Here is a 22853-nt window from a genome sequence, read left to right on the forward strand (position 1 = left end):
ACGTGATTCCGGAAACGACAAGCAGCTGGTTAAAACTAGTGCCGGACGTACAGGCGCAGCGTGACGTACCCGGTGATGGCGGAGATCACCACGGACACCGCCAGCAGGATCGGCGCGACCGGGAACAGCAGCTCCAGCGTGGTGATCTTCGGGAACACGTCCCCGGTGAACACCGAATCGAGGAAGCCGGCCTTCGTGATGATCAGCATGATGATCCCGATGACCGCACCGAAGACGCCGGCGACCACCGCCTCCAGCAGGAACGGCAGCTGCGTGTACCACCGCGTCGCGCCGACCAGCCGCATGATGCCGACCTCGGTGCGCCGGGTGAACGCGGACACCTGGATCGTGTTCGCGATCAGCAGCAGTGCCGCGATGGCCATGATGAGCGCGGCGCCGAACGCCATGTTCCGCACGCCGTTGAAGGCGTTGAACACGCGGTCGAGGAACTTCTTCTGGTCGTCGACCTTCCGCACGCCCGGCTTGCCGCCGTACTCCTGGACGATCGACTCGCTGCGGTCCGGGTCCTTCAGCTTCACGTGCAGGGACGCGGGAAGCGACTCCGGCCCGGTCAGCTGGATGAGCTCCGGCTGGCTCTCGAAGATCTTCTTGAACCGGTCGAAGGCCTGGTCGCGGTTCTCGAACACGACGGACTCGACGCCGTCGTTGCTCTGCAGCGACGAACGCAGCGACTGGCACAGCGACTGGGTGCAGTTCTTGTCCGTCGCGCTGATGTCGTCGGTGAGGTAGACCGAAACCTCGACGTCGGCGAGGAAGTTGGACTTCATCTTGTCGATCGTGCGCACGGCCAGGAGGCCGCCGCCGAGCATGGCGAGCGACACGGCCGTGGTCAGGATCATCGCGATGGTCATCGTGACGTTCCGGCGCAGGCCGGTGATTACCTCACTGAAGACGAAACTGGCGCGCATGTCGGGGTCAGGTCCTTGATGTCGGGGGCTGGGGCGGGAAGGTCAGCGACCGATGCCGTAGACGCCGCGGGCGTCGTCGCGGATCACCCGGCCGAGCTGGAGCTCGACGACGCGGCGCCGCATGGAGTCCACGATGGAGTGATCGTGGGTCGCCATCAGGACGGTCGTGCCGGTGCGGTTGATCCGCTCCAGCAGCAGCATGATGTCCTGGCTGGTGTCGGGGTCCAGGTTCCCGGTCGGCTCGTCGGCGAGCAGCACCAGCGGCCGGTTCACGAACGCGCGCGCGATCGCGACGCGCTGCTGCTCACCACCGGAGAGCTCGTTGGGCAGCCGGTCCGCCTTGCCGTCGAGGCCGACGAGCTCGAGCACCTCGGGGACGACCTTCTTGATGGTCGGGGCGGGCTTGCCGATGACCTCGAGGGCGAACGCGACGTTCTCCGCGACGGTCTTGTTGGCCAGCAGGCGGAAGTCCTGGAAGACGCAGCCGATGGTCTGCCGCAGGCGGGGGACCCGGCGGCGGGCCAGCTTGGCGACGTCGAAGTTCGACACCATCACGCGGCCCTTGCTCGGCGTCTCTTCGCGCAGCAGCAGCCGGAGGAAGGTCGACTTCCCCGATCCCGAGGGACCGATGAGGAAGACGAACTCACCCTTGTCGATGTTGACGGACACCCGCTCGAGCGCGGGCCGCGTCGAGGTCTTGTAGACCTTGGAAACCTCTTCGAGCCGGATCACGATTCGGCATACTACCCACCGGTCTCGTGAAGCCCCGGTTGCCCGGTCCACCCGGGTGGAGCAGCGGGTGTTTGCGCACGGTGAGCGGTCACGCAAACACCCCCTGCACCGATCAGGCGCTCTGCATCCGCCAGCGGATACCGGCGTCGAGGAAGCCGTCGATGTCGCCGTCGAGCACCGCGGTCGGGTTGCCGACCTCGAACTCGGTCCGCAGGTCCTTGACCATCTGGTACGGGTGCAGCACGTAGGAGCGCATCTGGTTGCCCCAGCTGGAGCCGCCGTCCTTGAGCGCGTCCATCTCCTTGCGCTCTTCTTCCTTCTTGCGCTGCAGCAGCCGCGACTGGAGGACCTTCATCGCGGCCGCCTTGTTCTGCAGCTGCGACTTCTCGTTCTGGCAGGAGACGACGATGTTCGTCGGGATGTGCGTGATGCGCACCGCACTGTCGGTCGTGTTGACGCTCTGGCCGCCCGGGCCCGACGAGCGGTAGACGTCGACCCGGATGTCCTTTTCCGGGATGTCGACGTGGTCGACCTCTTCGACCTCGGGCAGCACCTCGACGTGCGCGAACGACGTCTGGCGGCGGCTCTGGTTGTCGAACGGCGAGATCCGGACGAGCCGGTGGGTGCCCTGCTCGACCGAGAGGGTGCCGTAGACGTAGGGGGCGCTCACCTTGAACGTCGCCGACTTGATCCCCGCCTCTTCGGCGTAGGAGATGTCGTAGACGTCGGTCGGGTAGCCGTGGCGCTCCGCCCAGCGCAGGTACATGCGGAGCAGCATCTCGGCGAAGTCGGCCGCGTCGACGCCGCCGGCCTCGGAGCGGATGGTGACGACGGCGTTGCGGTCGTCGTACTCGCCCGAGAGCAGCGTGCGGACCTCGAGGGCGTCGATGGCCTTCCCGAGGTCGGCGAGCTCGGTCTCGGCCTCGCCCAGGCTGCCGGAGTCGCCCTCGGCCTCGGCGAGCTCGTACAGCACGCCCAGGTCGTCGAGCCGCTGGCGCAGGTCGCCGACCCGGCGCAGCTCGCCCTGCCGGTGGGACAGCTGGCTGGTGACCTTCTGTGCCGCTTCCGGGTCGTCCCAGAGCGTCGGGCTCGAAGCCTGCTGTTCGAGATCGGCCACCTGGGCACGCAGGGCGTCCAGGTTCATCACCGACTCGATCTGCGTCAGCTTGCCGGCCAGGTCCCTTAGTGCCGCGTCGAACTCATCACTCACGTTTGTCAAGGTTACGGCAAAACCCACGACCGGTTGCGAGGACCGGTCGTGGGCGCGCGAACCTCAGGCCGCGGGGATGGCGTCGAGCAGCTTGAGCGCGGCCTTGGCCTGAGCCTGGGCGAACTCGGCGACGGCCTTCTCGTACGGCCCGTCGGCCGCCTTGGTGGCCGCCTTCGCGTCGTCGAGCTGCTGGCCGTAGCTGGTCCGGGCCGACTCGAGCAGCGACTGGCGCTGCTTCGCCGTCAGCGACCCCGCGTGCACGAGCCGCAGGATGAGCGGGCTGCGCAGGTGGTCGGGACCGGCGTCGGACGTCAGCCAGGCCTTGAAGGCCTTCTTCCCGGCGGCGGTGATCAGGTACTGCTGACTGGAGCGCGGGCCCTGCTTGCCGAGCCGGACGAGACCTTCTTTGGACAGCGCCGGGAGCTCCCGGTACACCTGGCTGCGGGTGACGCTGAAGAAGGCGCCGAATCGCTCACCCGCTCCCGCGACGAGCTGCCCGCCGGTGGCGGGACCGTCGTGGAGCAGACCGAGCAGGGCGGCGGCTGTTGCATTCAATTCGGACACGTCCCCTAGATTCCCACTTATCGGCCGCTGTGTCCACAGTGGTCAGCGGATCTGTCCATTGTGGCTAGTGAGATCCCCTCGTTCGGCCCAATGCGACCAGGTCCACTGTGGACCGCGGACACGCTGTGCAACCACCAGGGGCGGGACAATGGTCCAACCAGCCGCACGCGAGCTGTCGCGACACGGCCAGGCAGGTGACTTCGACAGGTGGCTTTCCCCGGCTTGGCGGACTCCGGACACGCACCGCAACCACCCGGAAACGGCGTTCGGATCGTGGAATCCGCAGTCATTCGACTGTTTCGCGGAAAAGTCGGCAGCGAAAGTCGTGCACGCATGACAAAAGAGGCACGTTCCCGGATTTCCGAGAACGTGCCTCTTCGTGGTAGCGGGGACAGGATTTGAACCTGCGACCTCTGGGTTATGAGCCCAGCGAGCTACCGAGCTGCTCCACCCCGCGCCGTTGTGGTACTTGACTAGATTACACGGGGTGGCCAGCGGCTTTACACCGGGGTCGATAAGTGGCCTGACCAGGCATTACGGTCCACCGAGCCACTGACGCGCTCCACTGAGGACCATCTCCAGTCCGTCCTCGAAGCGCGAACCGACGTCGGCGAGCAGGTCACCGGCCGCCTCGCTGCGGTACCGCTCGTCCAGCTGCCCCGGCACCGGGTAGACCGCCTGCTCTTCGATGGTGAAGCCGACGACGTAGCTGTAGACGGTGAACAGCGCCTGGCCGGCGCGCCGTTCGTCCACACCGGCGTCGATGCTGCGCTGCAGCGGGCTGGGCCCGACCAATCCGGTGTCGCCGAGGTACGTGCCCGCGAAAACCTTGCCGCCGTCGCGGTAGGACAGCATCATCCGCCGCAGCGCCCGCGCGGCGTGCGCGACGGCGTCCCACTCCGCCAGCCCCTCCGGCGGCCGCCGCTCCTCGATCGAATCGGCGTACATCCGCGTCGCCATTTCGTCGAGCAGTTCCTGCTTGCTCTTCAGGTGCCAGTACAGCGCCGGCGCTTTGACGCCGAGGTCGGCGGCGATCAGTCGCAACGTGAGCCCGTTGAGGCCGACCTCGTTGAGCAGCTTCAGGCCCGATCGTGCGATGTCCTGCCTGGTCAGGGCCATGTTTTCGGTTCTCCTCGGGTACCCGGCTTGACAGTTTAACGATGTTAAGGGCATCCTCGGGTCAGGTCAATTTAACGTTGTTAAGGAGCTGGGGATGAACGAGCTGACCGCGGAGGTGGTCGTCGCCGGGGCGGGGCCGACCGGGCTGATGCTGGCGAACGAGCTGGCACTGGCCGGAGTGGACGTCCAGGTGCTCGAGCGGATGCACGAGCGGACGGGCCTGTCGAAGGCGCTGAACCTGCAGCCGCGCACGGCGGAGGTCCTCGATCTGCGCGGCCTGCTGGGCCGGGCGGAGCAGCGGTCGTTCGCGACCGTCGCGGACGGACACTTCGCGGTGATCCCGGTGCGCTACACCGGCTGGGACACGCGCCACCCGTACCAGGTCGGCATCCCGCAGGCGCAGGTCGAGGCGGCGCTGGAGGAGCGGCTGGCCGAGCAGGGCGTGAAGGTGCTCCGCGGCCACAGGCTGACAGGTTTCGAGCAGGACGCCACCGGCGTGACGATCACGGCGGGCGACCTCCGCGTGCGGGCGAAGTACCTGGTGGGCTGCGACGGCGGCCGCAGCGCGGTCCGCAAGGCCCTGGGGCTGCCGTTCGAAGGGATCGAGGGCCGCGGCCACGGCGTCTCGGCGGACGTCCTGTTCCGCACGACCCCGCCGGGCGCGCCGACGCAGTGGCGGTCGATGGGGAACATGGTGACGTCGCTCAGCCCCGGCAAGTTCGTCGGCCTGATCCCGCTGGGCGAGCCGAACCTGTACCGCCTGAGCTACGGCGACCGCCTGAACCGTCCGGAAGACCTGCGGGCGGAGGTGCCGGAGGACGAGGTCCGCGCGGCGGTCCGCGAACGCTTCGGCGACGAGGTGGAGATCGAGGAGATCCGCTGGGTGTCCCGGTTTTCGGACGACAGCCGCCTGGCGGCGAAGTACCGGGTGGGCCGGGTGTTCCTGGCCGGCGACGCGGCACACGTCCACTTCCCCGCGGGCGGCCAGGGCCTGAACCTGGGTGTCCAGGACGCGATGAACCTGGGCTGGAAGCTGGCGGCGGACGTGCGCGGCCACGCCCCGGCGGATCTGCTGGATTCGTACGAGGCAGAGCGTCGCGCGGTGGCTTCCGGGGTGCTGCAGAACGTGGCGGCCCAGAACGCGCTGATCCCCCTGACACCGGACCAGCTGGCGCTGCGGGCGTTGTTCCGCGACCTGGCGGCGCTCCCGGAGGTCCAGCACAAGCTGTCGGGCATGGTCTCGGGGCTGGACATCGCTTACGCATCGCCGGAATCCCACCCGGCGGCGGGCACCCGGCTCCCGGATTTCCCCCTGGGCAACGGCTTCGCGAGCGACTTGTTCCACAGTGGAAGGTTCGTCCTGCTGACGAAAACCCCAGCGCCGACCCCGCATCCGGAGGTAGTCGTAGCGGAGGTGCCGGAACTCCCGTGGCCCGACCTGACGCAGGTACTGGTCCGCCCGGACGGTTACGTCGCCTCGACGACGGGTTCCGCGGCCGGCTGGCTCGTCTGACGAAAAAAGAAGAGGCGCGACCATTGGCCGCGCCTCTTCTTCCAGTAGCGGGGACAGGATTTGAACCTGCGACCTCTGGGTTATGAGCCCAGCGAGCTACCGAGCTGCTCCACCCCGCGTCGTGGTACCTACTTTACGCCCTGGTTGCGAACGGGTGCAAAGCAGGTACCCCTTAGGTAACCGAGGTCACCCTCCAGGCTGCGAACTCGGCGGCGGAGTGCTGGTCCCGGGTGCCGCCGTCTTGGCCGCCTCGTACTCCTTGGCCGCCGCGTCGAGCGCCGCGAGAGCCGCACCCTGGTCCGTGAAGTTCCCGGACTGCTGGGCCGCCCGCAGCTTGGCGAGCGCGGACTGGATGTCCGTCACGGCCTTGTCGAGCGCCGCGTTGCCGCCGCTCGAGTTGGGTGGCGTCGTCGTGGCCGGCGGGGTCGTCGTCGGTGGCGTGGTCGTGGGCTGGCCCGCCTGCGGTGGCGTGGTCGTCGCCTCGCCTGTGCCCGCGCCGAAGATCTGGTCGAGCGCCTCCTGCAGTGTGGCGCCGTAGCCGACCTTCGGCCCGTACGACACCAGGACCCGGGCCAGCTGTGGATAGCTGTTCTGGTTGCGCTGCCGGATGTACACCGGTTCGACGTAGAGGAAGCCCTGCGCCACCGGCAGCGTGATCAGGTTGCCGTAGATCGGGATGACGTTGGGGTTGTTGAACAACGTCCGGTCCTGCGCCACCCGTGGATCGCTCTGGAACCGGTTCTGCACCTGGACCGGGCCGTCGACCTGGGTCGCCCCCGTCGCCGCGCTGGGCAACTGGAGGACCCGGATCTTCCCGTAGTCGTTCGGATCGGAGGACACCGACATCCAGGACGCGAGGTACTGCCGCTGCAGCCCGGTGAGCGAGCTGGTCAGCTGGAACGTCGGCTTGCTCTGGCCCGGGGAGTCGGCGAGGACGTAGTAGCCGGGCTGGTTCGCGGCGCCGGCCGCGGCCGGGTTCGAGCCGCCTTCGGCCGTCGGGTCCTGCGGGACGCTCCAGAACGCCTGCTGCGAGTAGAACTCCTGCGGGTTGCTGACGTGGTAGCGCGACAGCAGCTCACGCTGGATCTTGAACAGGTCCTCCGGGTAGCGGAAGTGCGACCGCAGGTCCGGGGAGATCTCGGAGCTCGGCTTCACGAGCCCGGGGAAGACCTTCTCCCAGGCGTTGAGGACCGGTTCCTTGTCGTCGATCGAGTACAGCGTCACGCTGCCGTTGAAGGCGTCGACGGTGGCCTTGACCGAGTTCCGGATGTAGTTGATCGAGCTGTTCGCCTGCCGGGCGACGCCGTTGAGCGAGTCGTTGGTCGCCGCGCCGAGCTGCGTCTGCTGCGAGTACGGGAAGTTGTTGATCGTCGTGTAGCCGTCGATGATCCACTGGATCTTGCCGTCGACGACCGCGGGGTACGGGTCGCCGTCGAGGGTCAGCCACGGCGCGACCTTGCTGACGCGGTCGCGTGGATCGCGGTTGTACATGATCTTCGAGTTGTCGCCGATGGCGTCGGAGAACAGGATGTTGCGTTCGCCGTACTCGGCCGCGAAAGCCAGGCGGTTGAACCAGTTGTCGACCGAGACGCCGCCGCTGCCCTTGTAGTTGTAGCGGTCGGTGGCGGTGTCGTACTCGCCCGGCGCGCCGTTGCCGCCGACGATCGCGTAGTCGGAGTCCGCGGCGGACAGCTCGCCGTAGTAGATCCGCGGTTCCTTGACCTCGATGCCGGGCTGGCCCGCGGCGGGCGAGCCGGCGCCGGCCGGGTTCTGCGTGTCGCTCGTGGTGGCGATCGGGTAGCCGCCGTCGGAGTTGGCGTCCTTGACCGCGCGGTCGATCGTGTTGGCCGGCGCGGCGACGAAGCCGTTGCCGTGGGTGTAGACGAGGTGCTTGTTGATCCAGCTCGTCTGGTTGCCGGTCAGGCCCTCGGTCTTGATCTCCTTCGCGGCGACGATGTAGTCCTGCGTCACGCCGCCGACGGTGTAGCGGTCGATGTCGAGCTTCGCCGGGAAGCCGTAGAAGTTCTCGCGCCCGACGCGCTGGGTGAAGGTGTCGGAAAGGATGTTCGGGTCGAGCAGCCGGATGTTGGACATCGTCCCGGCGTCGGCCTTGAGCTGGTCCGGTGTGGCGGATGCGTTGCCCGTGTAGGGCTGGTACTGGACGTCGGTGAGGCCGAAGGCGCGGCGCGTGGCGTCCATGTTGCGCTGGATGGACGTGGCTTCCTTCTCGTTCGCGTTCGGCTTGACCGAGAACTGGTCGAGGATCGCGGGCCACGCGACGCCGACGAGGATGCTCGAGAGGATCAGCAGCACGAGCGCGATCGCCGGCAGCTGCAGGTTCCGCAGGAAGGCACCGGCGAAGAACGCGACCGCGCAGATCACCGAGATGCACAGCAGGATCAGCTTCGCGGGCAGCACCGCGTTCAAGTCCGTGTAGGTGGCGCCGATGAACAGCGGCGCGCCGCGGTCGGACAGCAGCAGGTTGTACCGGTCGAAGAAGTACTCGGCCGCCTTCAGCAGCACGAAGACGCCGACGGTGATGGCGAGCTGCGCGCGCGTCGGGCCGGCGAGCTGCCCGCCCTTGCCGGCCAGCCGGATGCCGCCGAAGACGTAGTGCGAGATCAGGGCACCGAAGAAGGAGATGACGACGGTGATGAACAGCCAGCCGAGCAGCCAGTTGTAGAACGGCAGGTCGAAGGCGTAGAAGCCGACGTCGTTGCCGAACTCGGGGTCGGTCTGGCCGAACGAGGTGCCGTTGAGGAACAGCTGCACGACCTGCCAGTCGCCCTGGGCGGAGAGGCCGGCGATGAGGCCGGTGAGCACCGGGATGCCGATGCCGAAGAGCCGGATGCGGGCGACGATCGCGGACCGGTAGCGGGCCAGCGGGTCGTCGGCGCCGGAGATCGGGACGAACACCGGGCGGGTGCGGTAGGCGATCATCAGGCTGATCGCGAGCGCGCCGCCGACGAGCACCCCGACGGCGAAGAACAGGATGATCCTCGTGACCACCTGGGTGGTGAACACCGAGCGGGCACCGACTTCACCGAACCACAACCAGTCGACGTACGTGTCGAGCAGGCGGGCCCCGAGCAGGAGCGCCAGCACGATCACCGCGGCGATGATGAGGAGGATCCGGCTCCGCCGGGACAGCTTCGGCAGGCTCACCGGGGGCCGAGTCGCCACGGTGCACGCTCCTGTCTTCGTCAGCACTTGAGCAGGGGCGCACGCGCCCCCTGATTCCCTAACTCTACGGATGCCCGGGGAAGTTCCCGGGACCCGCCCAAACCGGACTCGCGGCGTCGTCGCGCGGACGCGCCTGAGAGCATGTGCGCATGGAATCGCAGCAGGCCGGAGTGGCCGCTCTCGCCCGCGAGATCGAGGAGTTCATGGCCGCGGGTGGCTGGGACCAGCCCCCGCAGCTGTTCGCGCTGGTCCCGACGGCGGCGCTGCTGGACGAGCAGCCGGAGCTGGCCGGGCAGCTCGACCGCACGAGCCCGCTGACGCCGGTGGCGCAGGAAGCGCTGCCCGAAGGCGACCTCGCCGACGCGCTGGGCCGGATCGCGTGGCCCGATCTGGTGATCGGGTGCGCGCTCGCGCAGGAGATCATCGTGCTGCCGCCGGGCTCGGAGTCGGAGCTGCCGGACGTCGCCGAGGCCGACGCCGAGAGCCTGCGGCGCGCGGCCGCCGACCACCCGCAGCGGACGGAGGCCCGCCTGGTCGCCGCAGTCCTGCGCGATGGCGAAGGCGCGTGCGTCATGCGGCTGCGCGGGATGGGCGGCGACGAGCAGGTCGACGAGATCGTCGAGAGCCCGGACCTGGCCCCGAACCTCCTCGAGGCCCTCAAGGCGACGCTCCTCCCCTAGCAGGAGGCCGTCGGGCGGCCCGCCTTCAGGTTGGCCAGCTGGGCAAGCGCGTCGTCCAGTGTGGACACCTTGATGAGGTTGAGCCCCTCGGGCGCGTTGGTCTTGGCCTCGGCGCAGTTGTGCTCGGGCACGAGGAAGTCCGTGGCGCCGGCCTCGCGCGCGCCGACGACCTTGAACGAGATCCCGCCGATCGGGTCGACCTCGCCGGTCTCGGTGATCTCGCCGGTGCCGGCGATGTGCCGCCCGCCGGCGAGGTCGCCGGGCTGCAGCCGGTCGATGATCGCGAGGGTGAACATCAGGCCGGCCGACGGGCCGCCGACGTCCTGCAGCGAGATGTTGACCGTGAAGGGCGCGTCGGCGCGGTCGACCGCGGTGAGGCCGATGAAGCCTTCCTTGCGGTCGGGCCGCGAAGCGAGCGTCAGCGGCACTGTCCGCTCCGGCTGGCCGTCCGACTGGAACGTGATCTGGACGGTCTGGCCGGGCAGCGTGCCGGCCAGCGCGTTGCGCACGTCGGCGGCTTCGACGATCTTCTTGCCGTTGACGGTGATCAGCTTGTCGCCGGGCGAGAGCACGTGGTCGGCCGGGCTGCCCGAGACGATCTGCTTCGCCAGCACCTTGATCGGGTAGCCGAGCTTGCGCAGGGCGGCGACCTGCGCGTTCGTCTGCGAGTCCTGCAGCTGCTGGATGTTCTCCTGCTTGACCTGCTCGTTCGTCTCGCCGGGCCGGAAGTACTCCTCGCGCGGCGCGAGCGCGTAGCGGCCGCTGGCCCAGAAGCCGAGGCCCTGGAAGAGCGTGACGCCGTCGTGCAGCGAGACGGTCGTCATCCGGAGCTCGCCGGTGGTCTGCTGGGTCTCGTGCCCGGTGACCTGGATGACGGGGTTGCCCGCGGCGTCGCGACCGAGCGTGTCGTAGGTCGGGCCGGGGCTGATCGCCACGAACGGCACCGGCACGACCAGGCCGAGCACCACGAAGACGAGGAACAGCGAGCCGCTGACCACGAGCGTCCAGCCGCGGCGGGTCATCCGCCCGGCCTCGCCGGCGGGCTCGGCGCCGGGGTCCGGGCTGCTCTTCGCGGGCGCGGTCTGCTCGGAGGACTTGGTCACGCGTGACAGCGTACGGTGACCGTGTTCGCTTCTCGGTGAAGGCCACGCACATGACGCGCTTCGGGCTTCCTGACCCGCGTACGGTGGACACATGAGCAAACCCCCGTTCGGCTTCGGACCGTCCGATCCCGACAAACGAGGTGAGAACGAGCCTTCGGAGCCCTCCGGTGCCGAGGCCTTCAACCAGCTCGGGCAGATGCTGAGCCAGCTGGGCCAGATGCTCAGCCAGGCCGGCAGCTCCAGCGGGCCGGTGAACTACGACCTCGCCAAGCAGATCGCCCTGCAGAACCTCGGCAGCGCCGGCAACACCGGCGAGAGCCGCCTCGGCTTCCGCGGCGGCGACGACTCGAACGCTGCGGTCCGCGACGCCGCCCACCTCGCCGAGCTGTGGCTCGACGCGGCGACGGTGTTCCCGGCCGGCGCGACGACGACCGTCGCCTGGTCGCCGCGCACCTGGGTGGAGAAGACGCTCCCGACGTGGCAGCGCCTCTGCGACCCGGTGGCGCAGCAGATCTCCGGTGCCTGGATGCAGGCGCTGCCGGAGGAGGCCAAGCAGGCCGCCGGTCCGCTGCTGCAGATGATGGGCCAGATGGGCGGGATGGCCTTCGGCTCCCAGCTCGGTCAGGCCCTGGCCCAGCTGGCGTCGGAGATGCTGACCGCGTCCGAGATCGGCCTGCCGCTCGCCCCGGCGGGCACGTCCGCGCTGCTGCCGGCGAACATCGAGAAGTTCGCCGACGGCCTGGAGCTGCCGAACAGCGAGATCCTGGTGTTCCTGGCCGCCCGCGAGGCGGCCCACCAGCGGCTGTTCACGCACGTGCCGTGGCTGCGTCAGCGCCTGCTGGCGACGGTCGAGGAGTTCGCGCACGGCATTTCGGTGGACACGTCGGCGCTGGAGTCCCTGGCCGGCCGCATCGACCCGGCCAACCCGGCGAGCATCGAGGAAGCGATGTCGTCCGGGCTGCTGGAGCCCCAGACGACGGAGGAGCAGAAGGGCGCGCTTCGGCGCCTGGAGACGCTGCTCGCCCTGGTCGAGGGCTGGGTGGACGTGGTGGTGGCCGAAGCGGTCGGCGACCGGTTGCCGGGAGCGGACGCGCTGCGCGAGACGCTGCGCCGCCGCCGGGCGACGGGCGGCCCGGCCGAGCAGACGTTCGCCACGCTGGTCGGCTTGGAGCTGCGCCCCCGCCGCATGAGGGACGCGTCGAACCTGTGGAAGCTGGTGGGCGACCGCCACGGTTCCGAGAAGCGCGACGGCCTGTGGTCCCACCCGGACCTGATGCCGACGGCGGAGGACCTGGACGAGCCGATCGACTTCGCCGACCGGGTCGGCGAGACGGGATCTTTGGACGACCTGGACCCGATCGCCGAGCTGGAGCGCGCGGAGCGCGAGCGGTCGGAGAAGGAGAAGGGCCAGGAGGCCCCGCCTGAGGAGGGCGAGACCCCGGCGTAGCCCGGATGGTTTTCGAAAGCCGGTGGTCCGCTTCCGCGGACCACCGGCTTTCTTCGTGTCAACGGCGGCCGGGGCGACCCGCAGGTCACCCCGGCCACCACCCAGCTCAATCCTCGGTGTCGATCCCCCACCCGGCGGCCGCGGCCAGCCCCTCGAGGTATCCCATCGCCCGATCCATCTTCGGGTACCGCCGCACCAGCGACCAGAACGCCGCGTCGTGCCCGGGCTCGCGCAGGTGCGCCAGCTCGTGCACCAGCACGTAATCCAGCACCCAGGTCGGGACCTTCCGCAGCCGGTCGCTGACCCGGATGGTCGCGTCGACCGGCGTGCACGATGCCCACCGCGTGCGCATCGGCGGCACCCAGCGGACGCTCGCCGGCGTCGCGGTGCCGTCCAGGTACTTGCCCGACAGCAGCGTGCAGCGCGCCAGCAGGGCGTCGTCCGACGTCTTCGGGGGCGCCGGCCGACGTGGTTCCGCGCGCTGCAGCTTGCGCTCCATCTCGGCGACCCAGTGTTTCTCCTCCGCCCTGGTCATCCGCGCGGGGATGAGCACGACGAGCGTGTCGTCCTTCCAGTACGCGGTGACCGTCCGGTGCCGGCGCTGGCTGCGCCGCACTTCGACCTTGTGTCCGGGTGTGTCCGACGGGGGGTTCGTTTCCCCCCTGCCTCTCAGCGAGGGCGTCCGTGCTTCGACCACTCGACAACGGTAAGGCCAGGCACCGACAACTCCGAGCGCATTGAGGTCACAGACCCGAGTTGTCCACAGCCCCTTGCACTTGTGGACAACTCGGCCGATCCGGCCCCGGAAAACGCCGGGCGGTCGCCGCCGGGTGCCATCCTGCGGACATGATCCTCTCCCCCGCGGACATGCCACCGGTGCTGCTGCCGGCCCATCCCGCCCTGCTCCCGGGCATATCCGTGCTCGAACGCGGGGCGCGGGAGATCCAGCTCGGGCTCGACCCGCGCCACGGGGTGATCGTCGAAGGCCTGCCGCCGGGCCTCGTCGAGCGGCTGCGCGCGCTGGACGGCAGCAAGCCCGTCGAACGGCTTCTGCTCGCCGAGAGCGAACACCGTGATCAGCTGCAGACCCTCCTCCGGCAGCTGACCGCGCTCGGCCTGGTCACCGACGCGGGCGCCCCGGACGGTCCGGGCTTCCGCGGCGAAACCGGCCTCTGGTCCCTGCGCGCCCGCCACCACCAGCGGGCGCTGGCCGACCGGCGGCGTGCCACCGCGGTCACGGTGCACGGCGACGGCCGGGTGGCGGTCGCGGTCGCCGTCCTGCTGGCCAACGCCGGGATCGGGCACGTCGAGCTGGACCTGCCCGGCACGGTGACCGAGCACGACCTGGGCACCGGTTTCACCGAAGCCGACCTGGGCCGGCCGCGGCGGCAGGCCCTCGGCGACCTGCTGCGCCGCGTCGACCCGGACGTCCGCGTCACCCGGCTGCACGACCGGTACCCGGAGCTGGCGCTGCTCACCGACGCCGTCGTCCCGGCGCCGGAGGTCGTCGCCGAGCTGATGGCGGACGGCGTCACGCACCTGCTCGCCCGCGTCCGCGACGGAACGGCCATCGTCGGCCCGCTCGTGGTCCCGGGCCGCAGCTCCTGCGTGCGGTGCGCCGACCTGCACCGGACCGACCTCGACCCGTGCTGGCCCCGCGTCGCCGGCCAGCTGACCGGGCGGCACCAGCGACCCGACCTCGGAGCGGTCCACGCCTGCGCGTCGCTGGCCGTCGCCCAGGCCATGCGGCTGCTCTCGCCCGCGCAACCGCCGCCGCCGGTGTGGAACGCGACCCTCGAGATCGACGCCTTCGACGGCCGCATCCGCCACCGCGGCTGGCCCCCGCACGCCCGGTGCGGGTGCGGCGCTCCGGCGGTGCGACAGGAGACGTAGGCCACTAAGACGCCGCGAGCAGGCTGCGCGCCGCCGACAACGCAAGGCAGAATCGCGGAGGTGACCGACTTCCGCGACCCAGGCGATCGTGACACCGCGATGCCGCGCAAAGGTGCCGCCCGCACCGCCAAGCTCGCCAGTCTTCCGCTCGGGATCGCCGGGCGGGCGGTCGGCGGGTGGGGCAAGCGGCTGGCCGGTCAGAGCGCGGAGCAGGTGAACGCGACGCTGTCGGCGAAGGCCGCCGAGCAGCTGTTCGAGGTGCTCGGCACGCTCAAGGGCGGCGCGATGAAGTTCGGCCAGGCCCTCAGCGTGTTCGAGGCCGCGGTGCCGGACGACATGGCGAAGCCGTACCGCGAGGCGCTGACGAAGCTGCAGGCCGCGGCGCCGCCGATGCCGGCCCGGCAGACCCACCGCGTGCTCGCCGAGCAGCTGGGCCGCACCTGGACCAGCCGGTTCGCCTCGTTCGACGACGAGCCGGCGGCGGCCGCGAGCATCGGCCAGGTGCACCGCGCGGTCTGGCACGACGGCCGCGAGGTCGCGGTCAAGGTCCAGTACCCGGGCGCCGACGAGGCGTTGCGCAGCGACCTGCGGCAGCTGCAGCGGTTCAGCAGGCTGTTCCAGGCGTTCGTGCCCGGCACCGACGTCAAGCCGCTGCTGGCCGAGCTCTCCGAGCGGATGAACGAGGAGCTCGACTACCAGGCCGAGGCCCAGCACCAGCGCGCCTTCGCGAAGGCGTTCGACGGCGATCCCGGCATCCTCGTGCCGCGCGTGGTGGCCAGCGCGCCGAAGGTCGTCGTCACCGAGTGGGCGACCGGCACCCCGTTGTCCAAGGTCATCGCGGACGGCGACCGCGAGACGCGCAACCTCGCGGGCCGGCTGCTGGCCGAGTTCCACTACTCGTCGCCCGAGCGCGTCCACCTGCTGCACTCGGACCCGCACCCGGGCAACTTCATGATCACCGAGGACGACCGGCTGTGCGTCATCGACTTCGGCGGCGTGGCCCGGCTGCCCGACGGCATCCCCCGCCACCTGGGTGAGATGACGCGGCTGGCCCTCGACGGCGAGTCCACCGAGCTCATGCGCGTGCTGCGGGAGAACCGGTTCATCCGGCCGGACAGCGACCTGACCGCGGACGAGGTGCTGACGTACCTGGCGCCGTTCACCGAGCCGCTGGCCGAGCCGACCTTCCACTTCACGCGCAAGTGGATGCAGAAGCAGGCCTGGCGGGTCGGCGACAGCCGCGGCAACGACTTCCGGGTCGGGCGGTCGCTCAACCTGCCGCCCGAGTACCTGATGATCCACCGCGTGACGGCCGGGTCGACGGGCATCCTCTGCCAGCTCGACGCGGAGATCCCGGCGCGCGGCATCGTGGAGCGCTGGCAGCCCGGGTTCGCCGCCTGAGTTGTCCACAGGCCGGGCCGCGAACGGGCGGATTCCGGCGAGTTGTCCACAGCTGCGGGGAACGGAGTTCCACCCGGTTGGCCGAGCCGTCATGCTCGATCCATGACCGCTACTCAATGCTTCGACCCGCTGGCCCTCAGTAACCCCGGCACGTGCGAGGTGATGAACCTCGAGCAACTCAGGAAAGCCGGGGTCTCGGACCGAAGAATCCGGCGGCTCTGCGGCCCCGGTGGGCCGTGGCGCCGCCTGCACCCCGGTGTGGTCCTGCTGCGCAACAGCACCCCGACGCGGCAGCAGCGGCTGCACGCGGCGCTGGTGCGCTACGGCCCGCGGGTGGTGATCACGGGCGCCGACGCGTTGCGGGCCCACGGCGTGCAGTGCCCGGCGGACGGCGAGATCCGGCTGCTGGTGCCCGACCACTGCCGGGTGGCGCCCTGCGAGGGGGTCAGCGCGGCGCGCACGGCCCGCATGCCGGCGCCGGCGGTGGTCGACGGGCTGCCGTTCGCCCCGCCGTCGCGGGCCGCGCTCGATCTGGCGAGGGCCGAGCCCGACCCGGCGCAGATCCGGCACCTGCTGACGCTGCCGCTCTACTGGGGGCTGTGCGACCGCCAGGACCTGCTGACGGAGCTGGCGGAGGGCCCTCAGCGCGGCACGGCGTCGGTCCGGAAGGTGCTGCGGGACCTGGAGGAAGGGCCGATCCAGGCCCACGGCCTGGCCGCGCAGGTCATGGACCTGGCCCGCCTGCCCCAGCCGACCTGGGACGTGACGATCTGCGACCGCCGCGGCCGCCGCATCGGCGAAGCGGACGCGTGGTGGGACGAGCTGGGTCTGGCCTGGCAGTACCGCTGCGGCCCCGGCACCGGCGGGTTCTCCCACCTCGCCCTGGCCGCGACGGGGATCGTCCTGGTCCGCTGCACGGTCCACCAGCTGAAACAGGTACCCCGCGAGGTAGCGCAAGAGCTGGCCAAGGCCTTCGGCGACGCGTCCCGAACCCCGCGTCCGAAGGTCCGGGCGGTCCCGATGACCTCGATCGGCGACGCGGCATGAGCCCGGCGATCGCACGCACCACCAGTCCGCGCGCCCGAACACCCACGCACCGGCCGGGCCCGGTCCACCCACCAGTCCGCGCACCCCAACACCCACGCACCAGCCAACCCGGCCCACACACCCATCGGCGCACCCCAACACCCACACACCGGCCAACCCGGCCCACACACCCGCCCACGCACCTCAACACCCGCACCCCGGCCCGGCCCGGGTCCACTCACCCGCCCGCGCCCCAGCACCCGCGCACCAGCCGACCCGGTCAACTCACCCGTCCGCGCACCCCAACACCCGCACACCGGCCAACCCGGTCAACTCACCCGCCCGCGCACCCCAACACCCGCACACCAGCCAACCCGGTCAACTCACCCGCCCGCGCACCCCAACACCCGCACACCAGCCAACCCGGTCCACACACTCGTACGCGCTGCGGCACACCACTCCGGAGCGCCGTTCGATCACCAGTATTCGTCGGGCAGCTTGCCCTCAATGTCGCGCACGTGCTGCCGCGCGCAGTCCGGACACAGCCACGTCAGCGCACCCCGTTCGCGGCTGGACACCCAGGCGAGCGCCGTAGCCGGGTCGTCGTCCGCGCCGCGAGTCCGGCCACACCGCGTGCACACGACCGGCGCCGGCGCGCTCACGGCAACCGTCCACAGTGGATCGCCTTGGCGCCGAACAAGTACAGGTCATCCCGCCGGCCGAGGAAGTCCGGGCCATCGGGATCGATCAACGCGGCGACGGTCGCGCGATCATCGGCATCGAGCCGGTCCCCGGCCGACTCGGCAAGCCACCCGATCCGGTGCACGACGTACTCGCGCAACAGCTCCGAGCCCGGCACGGGGTGATCGATGAGCGCACCGAACGACTCGACATCGTCCAGCCCGGCCTCACGAAGAGCGCGCGGCCACCCATAGGGCATGGCGACGCTGCCGGGCAGCCCGGCCCGCATCCCGGCGAACCACTCACCCCGCGCGGCGAGCAACCGCTGCTCCAGCCCGGGCCGCCCGACCCCGACGTCCCAAGGGAGGCACCGCATCTCGAGCCCACCCTCGCCGATGGCGACCGCGCCACCAGGCCGCACCAGCCCCGCCAACGAGCGCAAGGCAGCCTGCTGATCACCAACGTGGTGCATAACGCCCGACGCCCACACGAGATCAGGAGCGGGTACGCGTTCGGCAAGCCGCGGATCGGCAAGATCCCCATGCACGCCGACAACGTCGACATCCGAACCGGCCGCCGCCCGCACGGCGCGCTGAGCCTCGGCGAGCAACGCGGCAGTGGCATCAAGCAGCACAACGGCGCCCCCACCCCGCCGAGCAAGCTCACGAGCAAAGAGCACGCTCATGCCACCAGCCCCGCACCCGACATCGAGCACGGTAGGCCGCCCAGGAAGGCGCTCGACCAACCGCCGAGCAACAGGCGCGAGCGCACCGGCATCAAGGGCATCGGCCATGCGCAGCTGAGCGAGCCGATCGGCCCAGTCGATGTCGTCGTGGGTGTGTACGGACATCACCCCATTGAACACCAGCACTCCCGCCGCGAAGGAGGCGAAACGCACCGGCAGCCCAGACTCAAGCACACCCAGTGACCCCACGGCACCACACCACGCGGCGGCCAGCCACAGAGTCTTTTCCTGCTGCACCCGCAGCCGACCGCGAGCACGCCCGCCGAAGCCCAACTGGCGGCGCCCGCGCATCAACTCACCGGCACTGGCGCAGCCGCACGACGACCGGTACGGCGGTAGCGCTCGGCCTAGACCGCGCCCGACGCGAGTGCCACCAACCCTGCCGCCGCAATCCCCCTCGCAGCGCCCACGCATCGGCTCACCGCCGCAGGCCCCTCCGCGCGGCGGCAGCACTTGGCTCACAGCGAACCGCCGCGAGCGCCCCCACCGCACCGCTGGCCACCGAAGCCCACTGGCGGCGCGCGCCAGCTCACCGGCACAGGCCCACCGCCCGGCGATAGCACTCGGCTCACTCCGCACGCGAGCCGCACCCGCCGCGCCGACCGGCCGAACCCGCGCTGACCAGCGCAAAGGCCCCCGCCGCCCGACGGGCGGCAGGGGCCGGCGCTCAGTCCTGGTCCAGCTGGTACCGCTCCGCTCGGCGGCTCGCCCATCGGGCTACCCGCGTCCAGCGGCGTACGGCACGCGCGCTACCTCGGGCCCGCTGGGCGCGGACCCCCTCCTCCAGATCCCGTATTCGGGCCCTGGACAGTTCTTCGTAAAGCAACATCTCGCTGATCTCCTCGATCTCGGTCTTCGTCAGTTGCAGCTGCGGACGGCTCATCCGCGCTTCGTGGTCCTTCGTGGTGACCGGTTCGACGCTCATGCGGCGGCGCTCCGGTGATCGCCGCCGGCCTTGGCCGCGGCGGGCTCGACGGTGGCGTTCTTGCGCGGACGGCCACGGGGCCGCTTGCGCGCGATGACGACGCCGCGCTCGAAGATCTCGCCACCCCAGACGCCCCACGGCTCGCGCCGGGCCAGGGCACCTGCGAGGCATGCCTCGCGGACGGGGCAGTCGGCGCACTGCGCCTTCGCGCGCTCGAGCTCGGCCGGGGACTCGGCGAACCAGAGGTCCGCGTCGCCCGAACGGCAGGGCAGCGCCGCGTCCGGGACGGCGATGGGGTCGAGCAGGTCGGCGAATATTGCCTCACCCGAGGTGTAGGCGATGGCCGAAGACATGGCAGTTCCTCCTTGTGTCGTATGGGTTTTCGGTTGGGAGATGGAGCTGGGCAATGCTGTTCCTCTTGGGTTGTGCAGCCAAAAACACGAAGGCCGCGGATCCGGGTTTTCCGGTTCCGCGGCCTTCGTGAGCCTCTGTCCTGACTTAGGTCAGGAACTTCGCTCCCGTATCGACAACGGAACACGGAACTGCTTGATGGTCGGCAGATCGGCCTGCGGGTACGCGGCGAGAACGCCCTGCGTCCCGAAGACGACGACACCGGTGGCCCAACGCCGCTCGACGCGACGCATGCCACGGATCTCGTGCGCGCTCACGGACACAGCGGTGCCCGGGCGCTGAGCAGCCGCAACTTCCGCGGCGCAGGACAGACGGGTGCCCGGGTTCGTGAGCGTCATGTTGCTGATCATTTCACCGGCACCTCCTTCTGTACTCTGCACACACGGCCGCCGAGCGGCGCTGTGTGTCTAGGCTCTGCACGTGGATCCCCAGCCGAGCCCTTCGGGCTCGGTACTGGCAGGTTATTGCCCCCCACCACACGGGGGCAACTCAATTAACGGGAAAATCCTCGAAGTTACGAAGATCGCCCCTGAGCAGCGGGTTCGCCGCGTGGATCATGGCCCGGACGCGGTCAAGACCGCATGAGCGCCCCCGCCCGCCGAGGCACCGGACCCGCGCGCGACACCAACGCGGCCCAACCGCATCCGACTTCCCCACCGCGCGGACAACCACCCGGACCGCGCGCCGACCCCGGCACGACGCGCCCGAGCCGCGCGCCGAGCGGTCCAGCACGACCACCCGCGGACAGCGGCGCACGGGGACATCCCGGCTGGCCCTCACGCCTCCTGAGCGCGGCTCACGAACCGCGCCGCGCCGGGTCGGCCAGGACGCGATGCACGACCCGGCCCACCGCGCCCAGTGTCGCCGCGTCTCCGGCCGCCCGAACCACGCCGATCAAGGAACGACCGCCCCGAGCGAGCGGCCCGCCCGCGGACCCGGCCGAGCCGAACCGGCAACCGACCCCGGCGCAAGCGCCTGGACCAGGCCGAACCGGCAGCCGACCCCGGCGCGAGTACCTGGACCAGGCTGACCCCGGCAGCCGACCCCGGCGCGAGCACCTGGACCAGGCCGAACCGCGCCCGACTCCCCCACCACGCGGACGACCGCTCGAGCCGAGCCGACCGGCGCCACCGCCCGGTCCCGGCCAACCGGCCTCAGGACTCCGCCGAGGCTCGAACGACCCCGAGAATCTCCGCACCGAACCGCTCGAGCTTCGTCGCACCGATTCCCGAGATCGACACCAGCGCCGACTCATCGACCGGCCGTTGCTCCGCGATCGCCATCAGCGTCGCGTCCGTGAACACCACGAACGCCGGCACCTTCAGCTCGCGAGCCCGGTCGCCCCGCCACGTCTTGAGGCGCTCCAGCAGCCCTTCGTCCACAGTGGACGGGCAGCGCCCGCAGCGCCCCAGCTTGACGTCGATCGTCTCCAGCAGCGGGCCGCCGCACACCCGGCAGCGCGTCTTCACCGGTGTGGCCGGCTTCTGCTGGGACCGGGCCGCGCGGGCGGCCGGGTGGTCCTCGGGGATCAGGCCGTACAGGAACCGGCTGCGGCGGCGGTTGCGGCGCCCTCCCGGGGTCCGGGCCAACGCCCACGACAGCCACAGGTGCTCGCGGGCCCGCGTCACACCCACATAAAAGAGCCGGCGCTCTTCCTCGATCGCCGCCTCGTCGTCGCCCGCGTGGAGGATCGGCATCGTCCCCTCGGCCAGGCCGACCAGGAACACCGCGTCCCACTCCAGGCCCTTCGCCGCGTGCAGGGACGCCAGCGTCACGCCCTCGACCGTCGGCGGGTGCTGGGCCGCCGCGCGCTGGTCGAGCTCCGTGCAGAACCGCGGCAGGTCGGCGTCCTCGACCGTCGACGCCAGCTCCTCCGCCAGCTCGACGATCGCCAGGAGCGCGTCCCACCGCTCCTTCGCCGCGCCACCCGCCGGCGGCGACTCCGTGAGGCCGACGCGGGCGAGCACCGAGCGGACCGTCGTGACCAGGTCGGAGCTGACGTCGCCGCTCGCCGCGCGCAGCGCCGACATCGCCTGGCGGACCTCGGTCCGGTTGAAGAACCGCTCGCCGCCGCGGACCAGGTACGGGATGCCCGCCTCGGCCAGCGCCGACTCGTACGCCTCGGACTGCGCGTTCACCCGGTACAACACCGCGATCTCGCTCGCCGAAACACCGCCGTCCAGCAGCTCGCGCACCCGGCGGGCGACGGCTTCGGCCTCGACCGCCTCGTCGTCGAACTCGGCGAAGCGCGGCTCCGGCCCCGCGGGCCGCTGGCCGATCAGCTTCAGCCGCGATCCCGCCGGGCGTCCCCGCGCCGCGCCGATGACGCGGTTCGCCAGCGAGACGACCTCGGGCGTCGACCGGTAGTCGCGCTCGAGGCGGACGACGGTGGCGTCCGGGTAGCGCCGCGTGAACTCCAGCAGCGACCGCGGCGACGCGCCGCCGAAGGAATAGATGGTCTGGTTGGCGTCGCCGACGACGGTCAGGTCGTCGCGGCCGCCGAGCCACGCGTCGAGCAGGCGCTGCTGCAGCGGCGTCACGTCCTGGTACTCGTCGACGACGAAGCAGCGGTAGCGGTCGCGGAACTCCTCGGCGACGACGCCGTGCTCCTCGAGCACCGCCGTCGTGTGCAGCAGGAGGTCGTCGAAGTCGAGGACCTGCGCCGCGGTCTTCAGCTCTTCGTACGTGCGGTAGACCTCGGCGACCTGCGCCGCCGGCGCCGGGATGTCGCGCTGGGCGCGCGCGGTGACGGCCGGGTAGTCGTCCGGGCTGACCAGCGACGCCTTCGCCCACTCGATTTCGCTCGCCAGGTCGCGCAGGATCTCGGTCTCGGTGCCGAGCCGGTGCCGGGTCGCGGCCTGGCCGACGAAGCGGAACTTGTTTTCCAGCAGGTCCCACGGCCGGTCGCCGACCACGCGCGGCCAGAAGTAGCGCAGCTGGCGGCGGGCCGCGGCGTGGAACGTCAGCGCCTGCGCCGATTCGACGCCGAGGCCGCGCAGCCGGGTCCGCATCTCGCCCGCGGCGCGCGTCGTGAACGTGACGGCGAGCACCTGACCGGCGGAAACGTGCCCCGATCGGACGAGGTGGGCGATCCGGTGGGTGATCGTCCGGGTCTTGCCCGTGCCGGCGCCGGCGAGCACGCAGACCGGCCCTCGCGGGGCACTGGCGGCGGCGCGCTGCTCGGGGTCGAGACCATCCAGCAGACGGGTCACACTCTTGGGGGGAAGTACGCCGGTCACGTCCCGCATCCTCGCAGAGGGGGACGGGGAATCGGGTCAGGGGCACGCGGCC

The 22853-nt window shown here is 70.7% G+C and carries 20 protein-coding genes and 2 tRNA genes; 6 read left to right on the forward strand and 16 right to left on the reverse strand.

What is annotated here, in order from left to right; translation table 11 throughout:
• Positions 1–35: 35 nt before the first annotated feature.
• From ftsX to BLV96_RS39115, 6 genes are all read right to left on the reverse strand, one after another.
• Positions 36–929 carry a permease-like cell division protein FtsX gene (ftsX, locus tag BLV96_RS39090; protein ID WP_086683552.1) on the reverse strand — a complete coding sequence of 298 codons (894 nt, stop codon included), beginning with the start codon at positions 927–929 and terminating at the stop codon, positions 36–38.
• Between the two features lie 42 nt (positions 930–971).
• Positions 972–1661, reverse strand: coding sequence for a cell division ATP-binding protein FtsE (gene ftsE, locus BLV96_RS39095; protein WP_086683549.1), 690 nt, complete (start codon positions 1659–1661; stop codon positions 972–974).
• Positions 1662–1773: 112 nt separating this feature from the next.
• The gene (gene prfB / locus BLV96_RS39100) at positions 1774–2871 is read right to left on the reverse strand and encodes a peptide chain release factor 2 (RefSeq protein WP_143051089.1); all 1098 of its coding nucleotides are present in this window, start codon (positions 2869–2871) and stop codon (positions 1774–1776) included.
• 63 nt (positions 2872–2934) lie between these two features.
• Positions 2935–3435 (reverse strand): PadR family transcriptional regulator, encoded by a 501-nt coding sequence (locus BLV96_RS39105; RefSeq protein WP_086683543.1) that lies wholly within the window; start codon positions 3433–3435, stop codon positions 2935–2937.
• A 380-nt stretch (positions 3436–3815) separates the two neighbouring features.
• Positions 3816–3892 (reverse strand) — tRNA-Met (locus BLV96_RS39110).
• Between the two features lie 77 nt (positions 3893–3969).
• Positions 3970–4554 carry a TetR/AcrR family transcriptional regulator C-terminal domain-containing protein gene (locus BLV96_RS39115; RefSeq protein ID WP_086683540.1) on the reverse strand — a complete coding sequence of 195 codons (585 nt, stop codon included), beginning with the start codon at positions 4552–4554 and terminating at the stop codon, positions 3970–3972.
• Between the two features lie 94 nt (positions 4555–4648).
• Here BLV96_RS39115 and BLV96_RS39120 point away from each other — a divergent pair, with 94 nt between their 5' ends.
• A complete protein-coding gene (locus BLV96_RS39120; RefSeq protein ID WP_086683537.1) occupies positions 4649–6067 on the forward strand; it encodes an FAD-dependent monooxygenase in 1419 nt (472 codons plus the stop codon).
• A gap of 45 nt (positions 6068–6112) precedes the next feature.
• Here the strand turns inward: BLV96_RS39120 and BLV96_RS39125 are convergent.
• Together BLV96_RS39125 and BLV96_RS39130 are read right to left on the reverse strand one after the other, a co-directional pair.
• A tRNA-Met gene (locus BLV96_RS39125) sits at positions 6113–6186 on the reverse strand.
• Positions 6187–6253: 67 nt separating this feature from the next.
• Positions 6254–9250 carry a UPF0182 family protein gene (locus BLV96_RS39130; RefSeq protein ID WP_091390203.1) on the reverse strand — a complete coding sequence of 999 codons (2997 nt, stop codon included), beginning with the start codon at positions 9248–9250 and terminating at the stop codon, positions 6254–6256.
• A gap of 149 nt (positions 9251–9399) precedes the next feature.
• Between BLV96_RS39130 and BLV96_RS39135 the strand changes: the two genes are divergently transcribed.
• Entirely contained in the window at positions 9400–9930 is a 531-nt protein-coding gene (locus BLV96_RS39135; protein WP_086684637.1) for a PPA1309 family protein, read from the forward strand.
• On the opposite strand, the gene BLV96_RS39140 is transcribed toward BLV96_RS39135, so the two are convergent.
• Positions 9927–11033: a YlbL family protein gene (locus BLV96_RS39140; RefSeq protein WP_086684634.1), complete on the reverse strand. Its 1107-nt coding sequence runs from the start codon at positions 11031–11033 to the stop codon at positions 9927–9929. The two genes, BLV96_RS39135 and BLV96_RS39140, sit on opposite strands and share 4 nt — an antisense overlap.
• A gap of 91 nt (positions 11034–11124) precedes the next feature.
• On the opposite strand from BLV96_RS39140, the gene BLV96_RS39145 reads away from it, so the two are divergent.
• Positions 11125–12480 carry a zinc-dependent metalloprotease gene (locus tag BLV96_RS39145; RefSeq protein WP_086684631.1) on the forward strand — a complete coding sequence of 452 codons (1356 nt, stop codon included), beginning with the start codon at positions 11125–11127 and terminating at the stop codon, positions 12478–12480.
• A 106-nt stretch (positions 12481–12586) separates the two neighbouring features.
• Here BLV96_RS39145 and BLV96_RS39150 read toward each other — a convergent pair whose 3' ends face one another.
• Positions 12587–13096: a M48 metallopeptidase family protein gene (locus BLV96_RS39150; RefSeq protein ID WP_086684628.1), complete on the reverse strand. Its 510-nt coding sequence runs from the start codon at positions 13094–13096 to the stop codon at positions 12587–12589.
• A 230-nt stretch (positions 13097–13326) separates the two neighbouring features.
• Between BLV96_RS39150 and BLV96_RS39155 the strand changes: the two genes are divergently transcribed.
• From BLV96_RS39155 to BLV96_RS39165, 3 genes are all read left to right on the forward strand, one after another.
• Positions 13327–14373, forward strand: coding sequence for a ThiF family adenylyltransferase (locus BLV96_RS39155; RefSeq protein ID WP_086684625.1), 1047 nt, complete (start codon positions 13327–13329; stop codon positions 14371–14373).
• 60 nt (positions 14374–14433) lie between these two features.
• Positions 14434–15774: an ABC1 kinase family protein gene (locus BLV96_RS39160; protein WP_086684621.1), complete on the forward strand. Its 1341-nt coding sequence runs from the start codon at positions 14434–14436 to the stop codon at positions 15772–15774.
• Positions 15775–15936: 162 nt separating this feature from the next.
• Entirely contained in the window at positions 15937–16821 is an 885-nt protein-coding gene (locus BLV96_RS39165; RefSeq protein WP_086684618.1) for a hypothetical protein, read from the forward strand.
• Between the two features lie 455 nt (positions 16822–17276).
• Here the strand turns inward: BLV96_RS39165 and BLV96_RS50980 are convergent, their stop codons facing one another.
• The 6 genes from BLV96_RS50980 to BLV96_RS39195 all read right to left on the reverse strand — a co-directional run bounded on the left by BLV96_RS50980 (position 17277) and on the right by BLV96_RS39195 (position 22810).
• Positions 17277–17462, reverse strand: coding sequence for a hypothetical protein (locus BLV96_RS50980; protein ID WP_086682998.1), 186 nt, complete (start codon positions 17460–17462; stop codon positions 17277–17279).
• On the reverse strand, positions 17459–18331 hold the full coding sequence (locus BLV96_RS39175) for a class I SAM-dependent methyltransferase (protein WP_167379889.1): 873 nt from the start codon (positions 18329–18331) through the stop codon (positions 17459–17461). The genes BLV96_RS50980 and BLV96_RS39175 overlap by 4 nt, the downstream gene beginning before the upstream one ends.
• Positions 18332–18893: 562 nt before the next feature.
• A complete protein-coding gene (locus BLV96_RS39180; RefSeq protein WP_086682994.1) occupies positions 18894–19151 on the reverse strand; it encodes a hypothetical protein in 258 nt (85 codons plus the stop codon).
• Positions 19148–19504, reverse strand: a complete 357-nt coding sequence (locus tag BLV96_RS39185; RefSeq protein WP_086682990.1) for a WhiB family transcriptional regulator — start codon at positions 19502–19504, stop codon at positions 19148–19150. The genes BLV96_RS39180 and BLV96_RS39185 overlap by 4 nt, the downstream gene beginning before the upstream one ends.
• A 150-nt stretch (positions 19505–19654) precedes the next feature.
• Positions 19655–19912 (reverse strand): hypothetical protein, encoded by a 258-nt coding sequence (locus tag BLV96_RS39190; protein ID WP_086682987.1) that lies wholly within the window; start codon positions 19910–19912, stop codon positions 19655–19657.
• Between the two features lie 804 nt (positions 19913–20716).
• On the reverse strand, positions 20717–22810 hold the full coding sequence (locus BLV96_RS39195; RefSeq protein WP_208608441.1) for an ATP-dependent DNA helicase UvrD2: 2094 nt from the start codon (positions 22808–22810) through the stop codon (positions 20717–20719).
• Positions 22811–22853: the final 43 nt, after the last annotated feature.

The organism is Amycolatopsis pretoriensis (assembly GCF_900107925.1).
In the GTDB taxonomy this organism is placed as follows: domain Bacteria; phylum Actinomycetota; class Actinomycetes; order Mycobacteriales; family Pseudonocardiaceae; genus Amycolatopsis; species Amycolatopsis pretoriensis.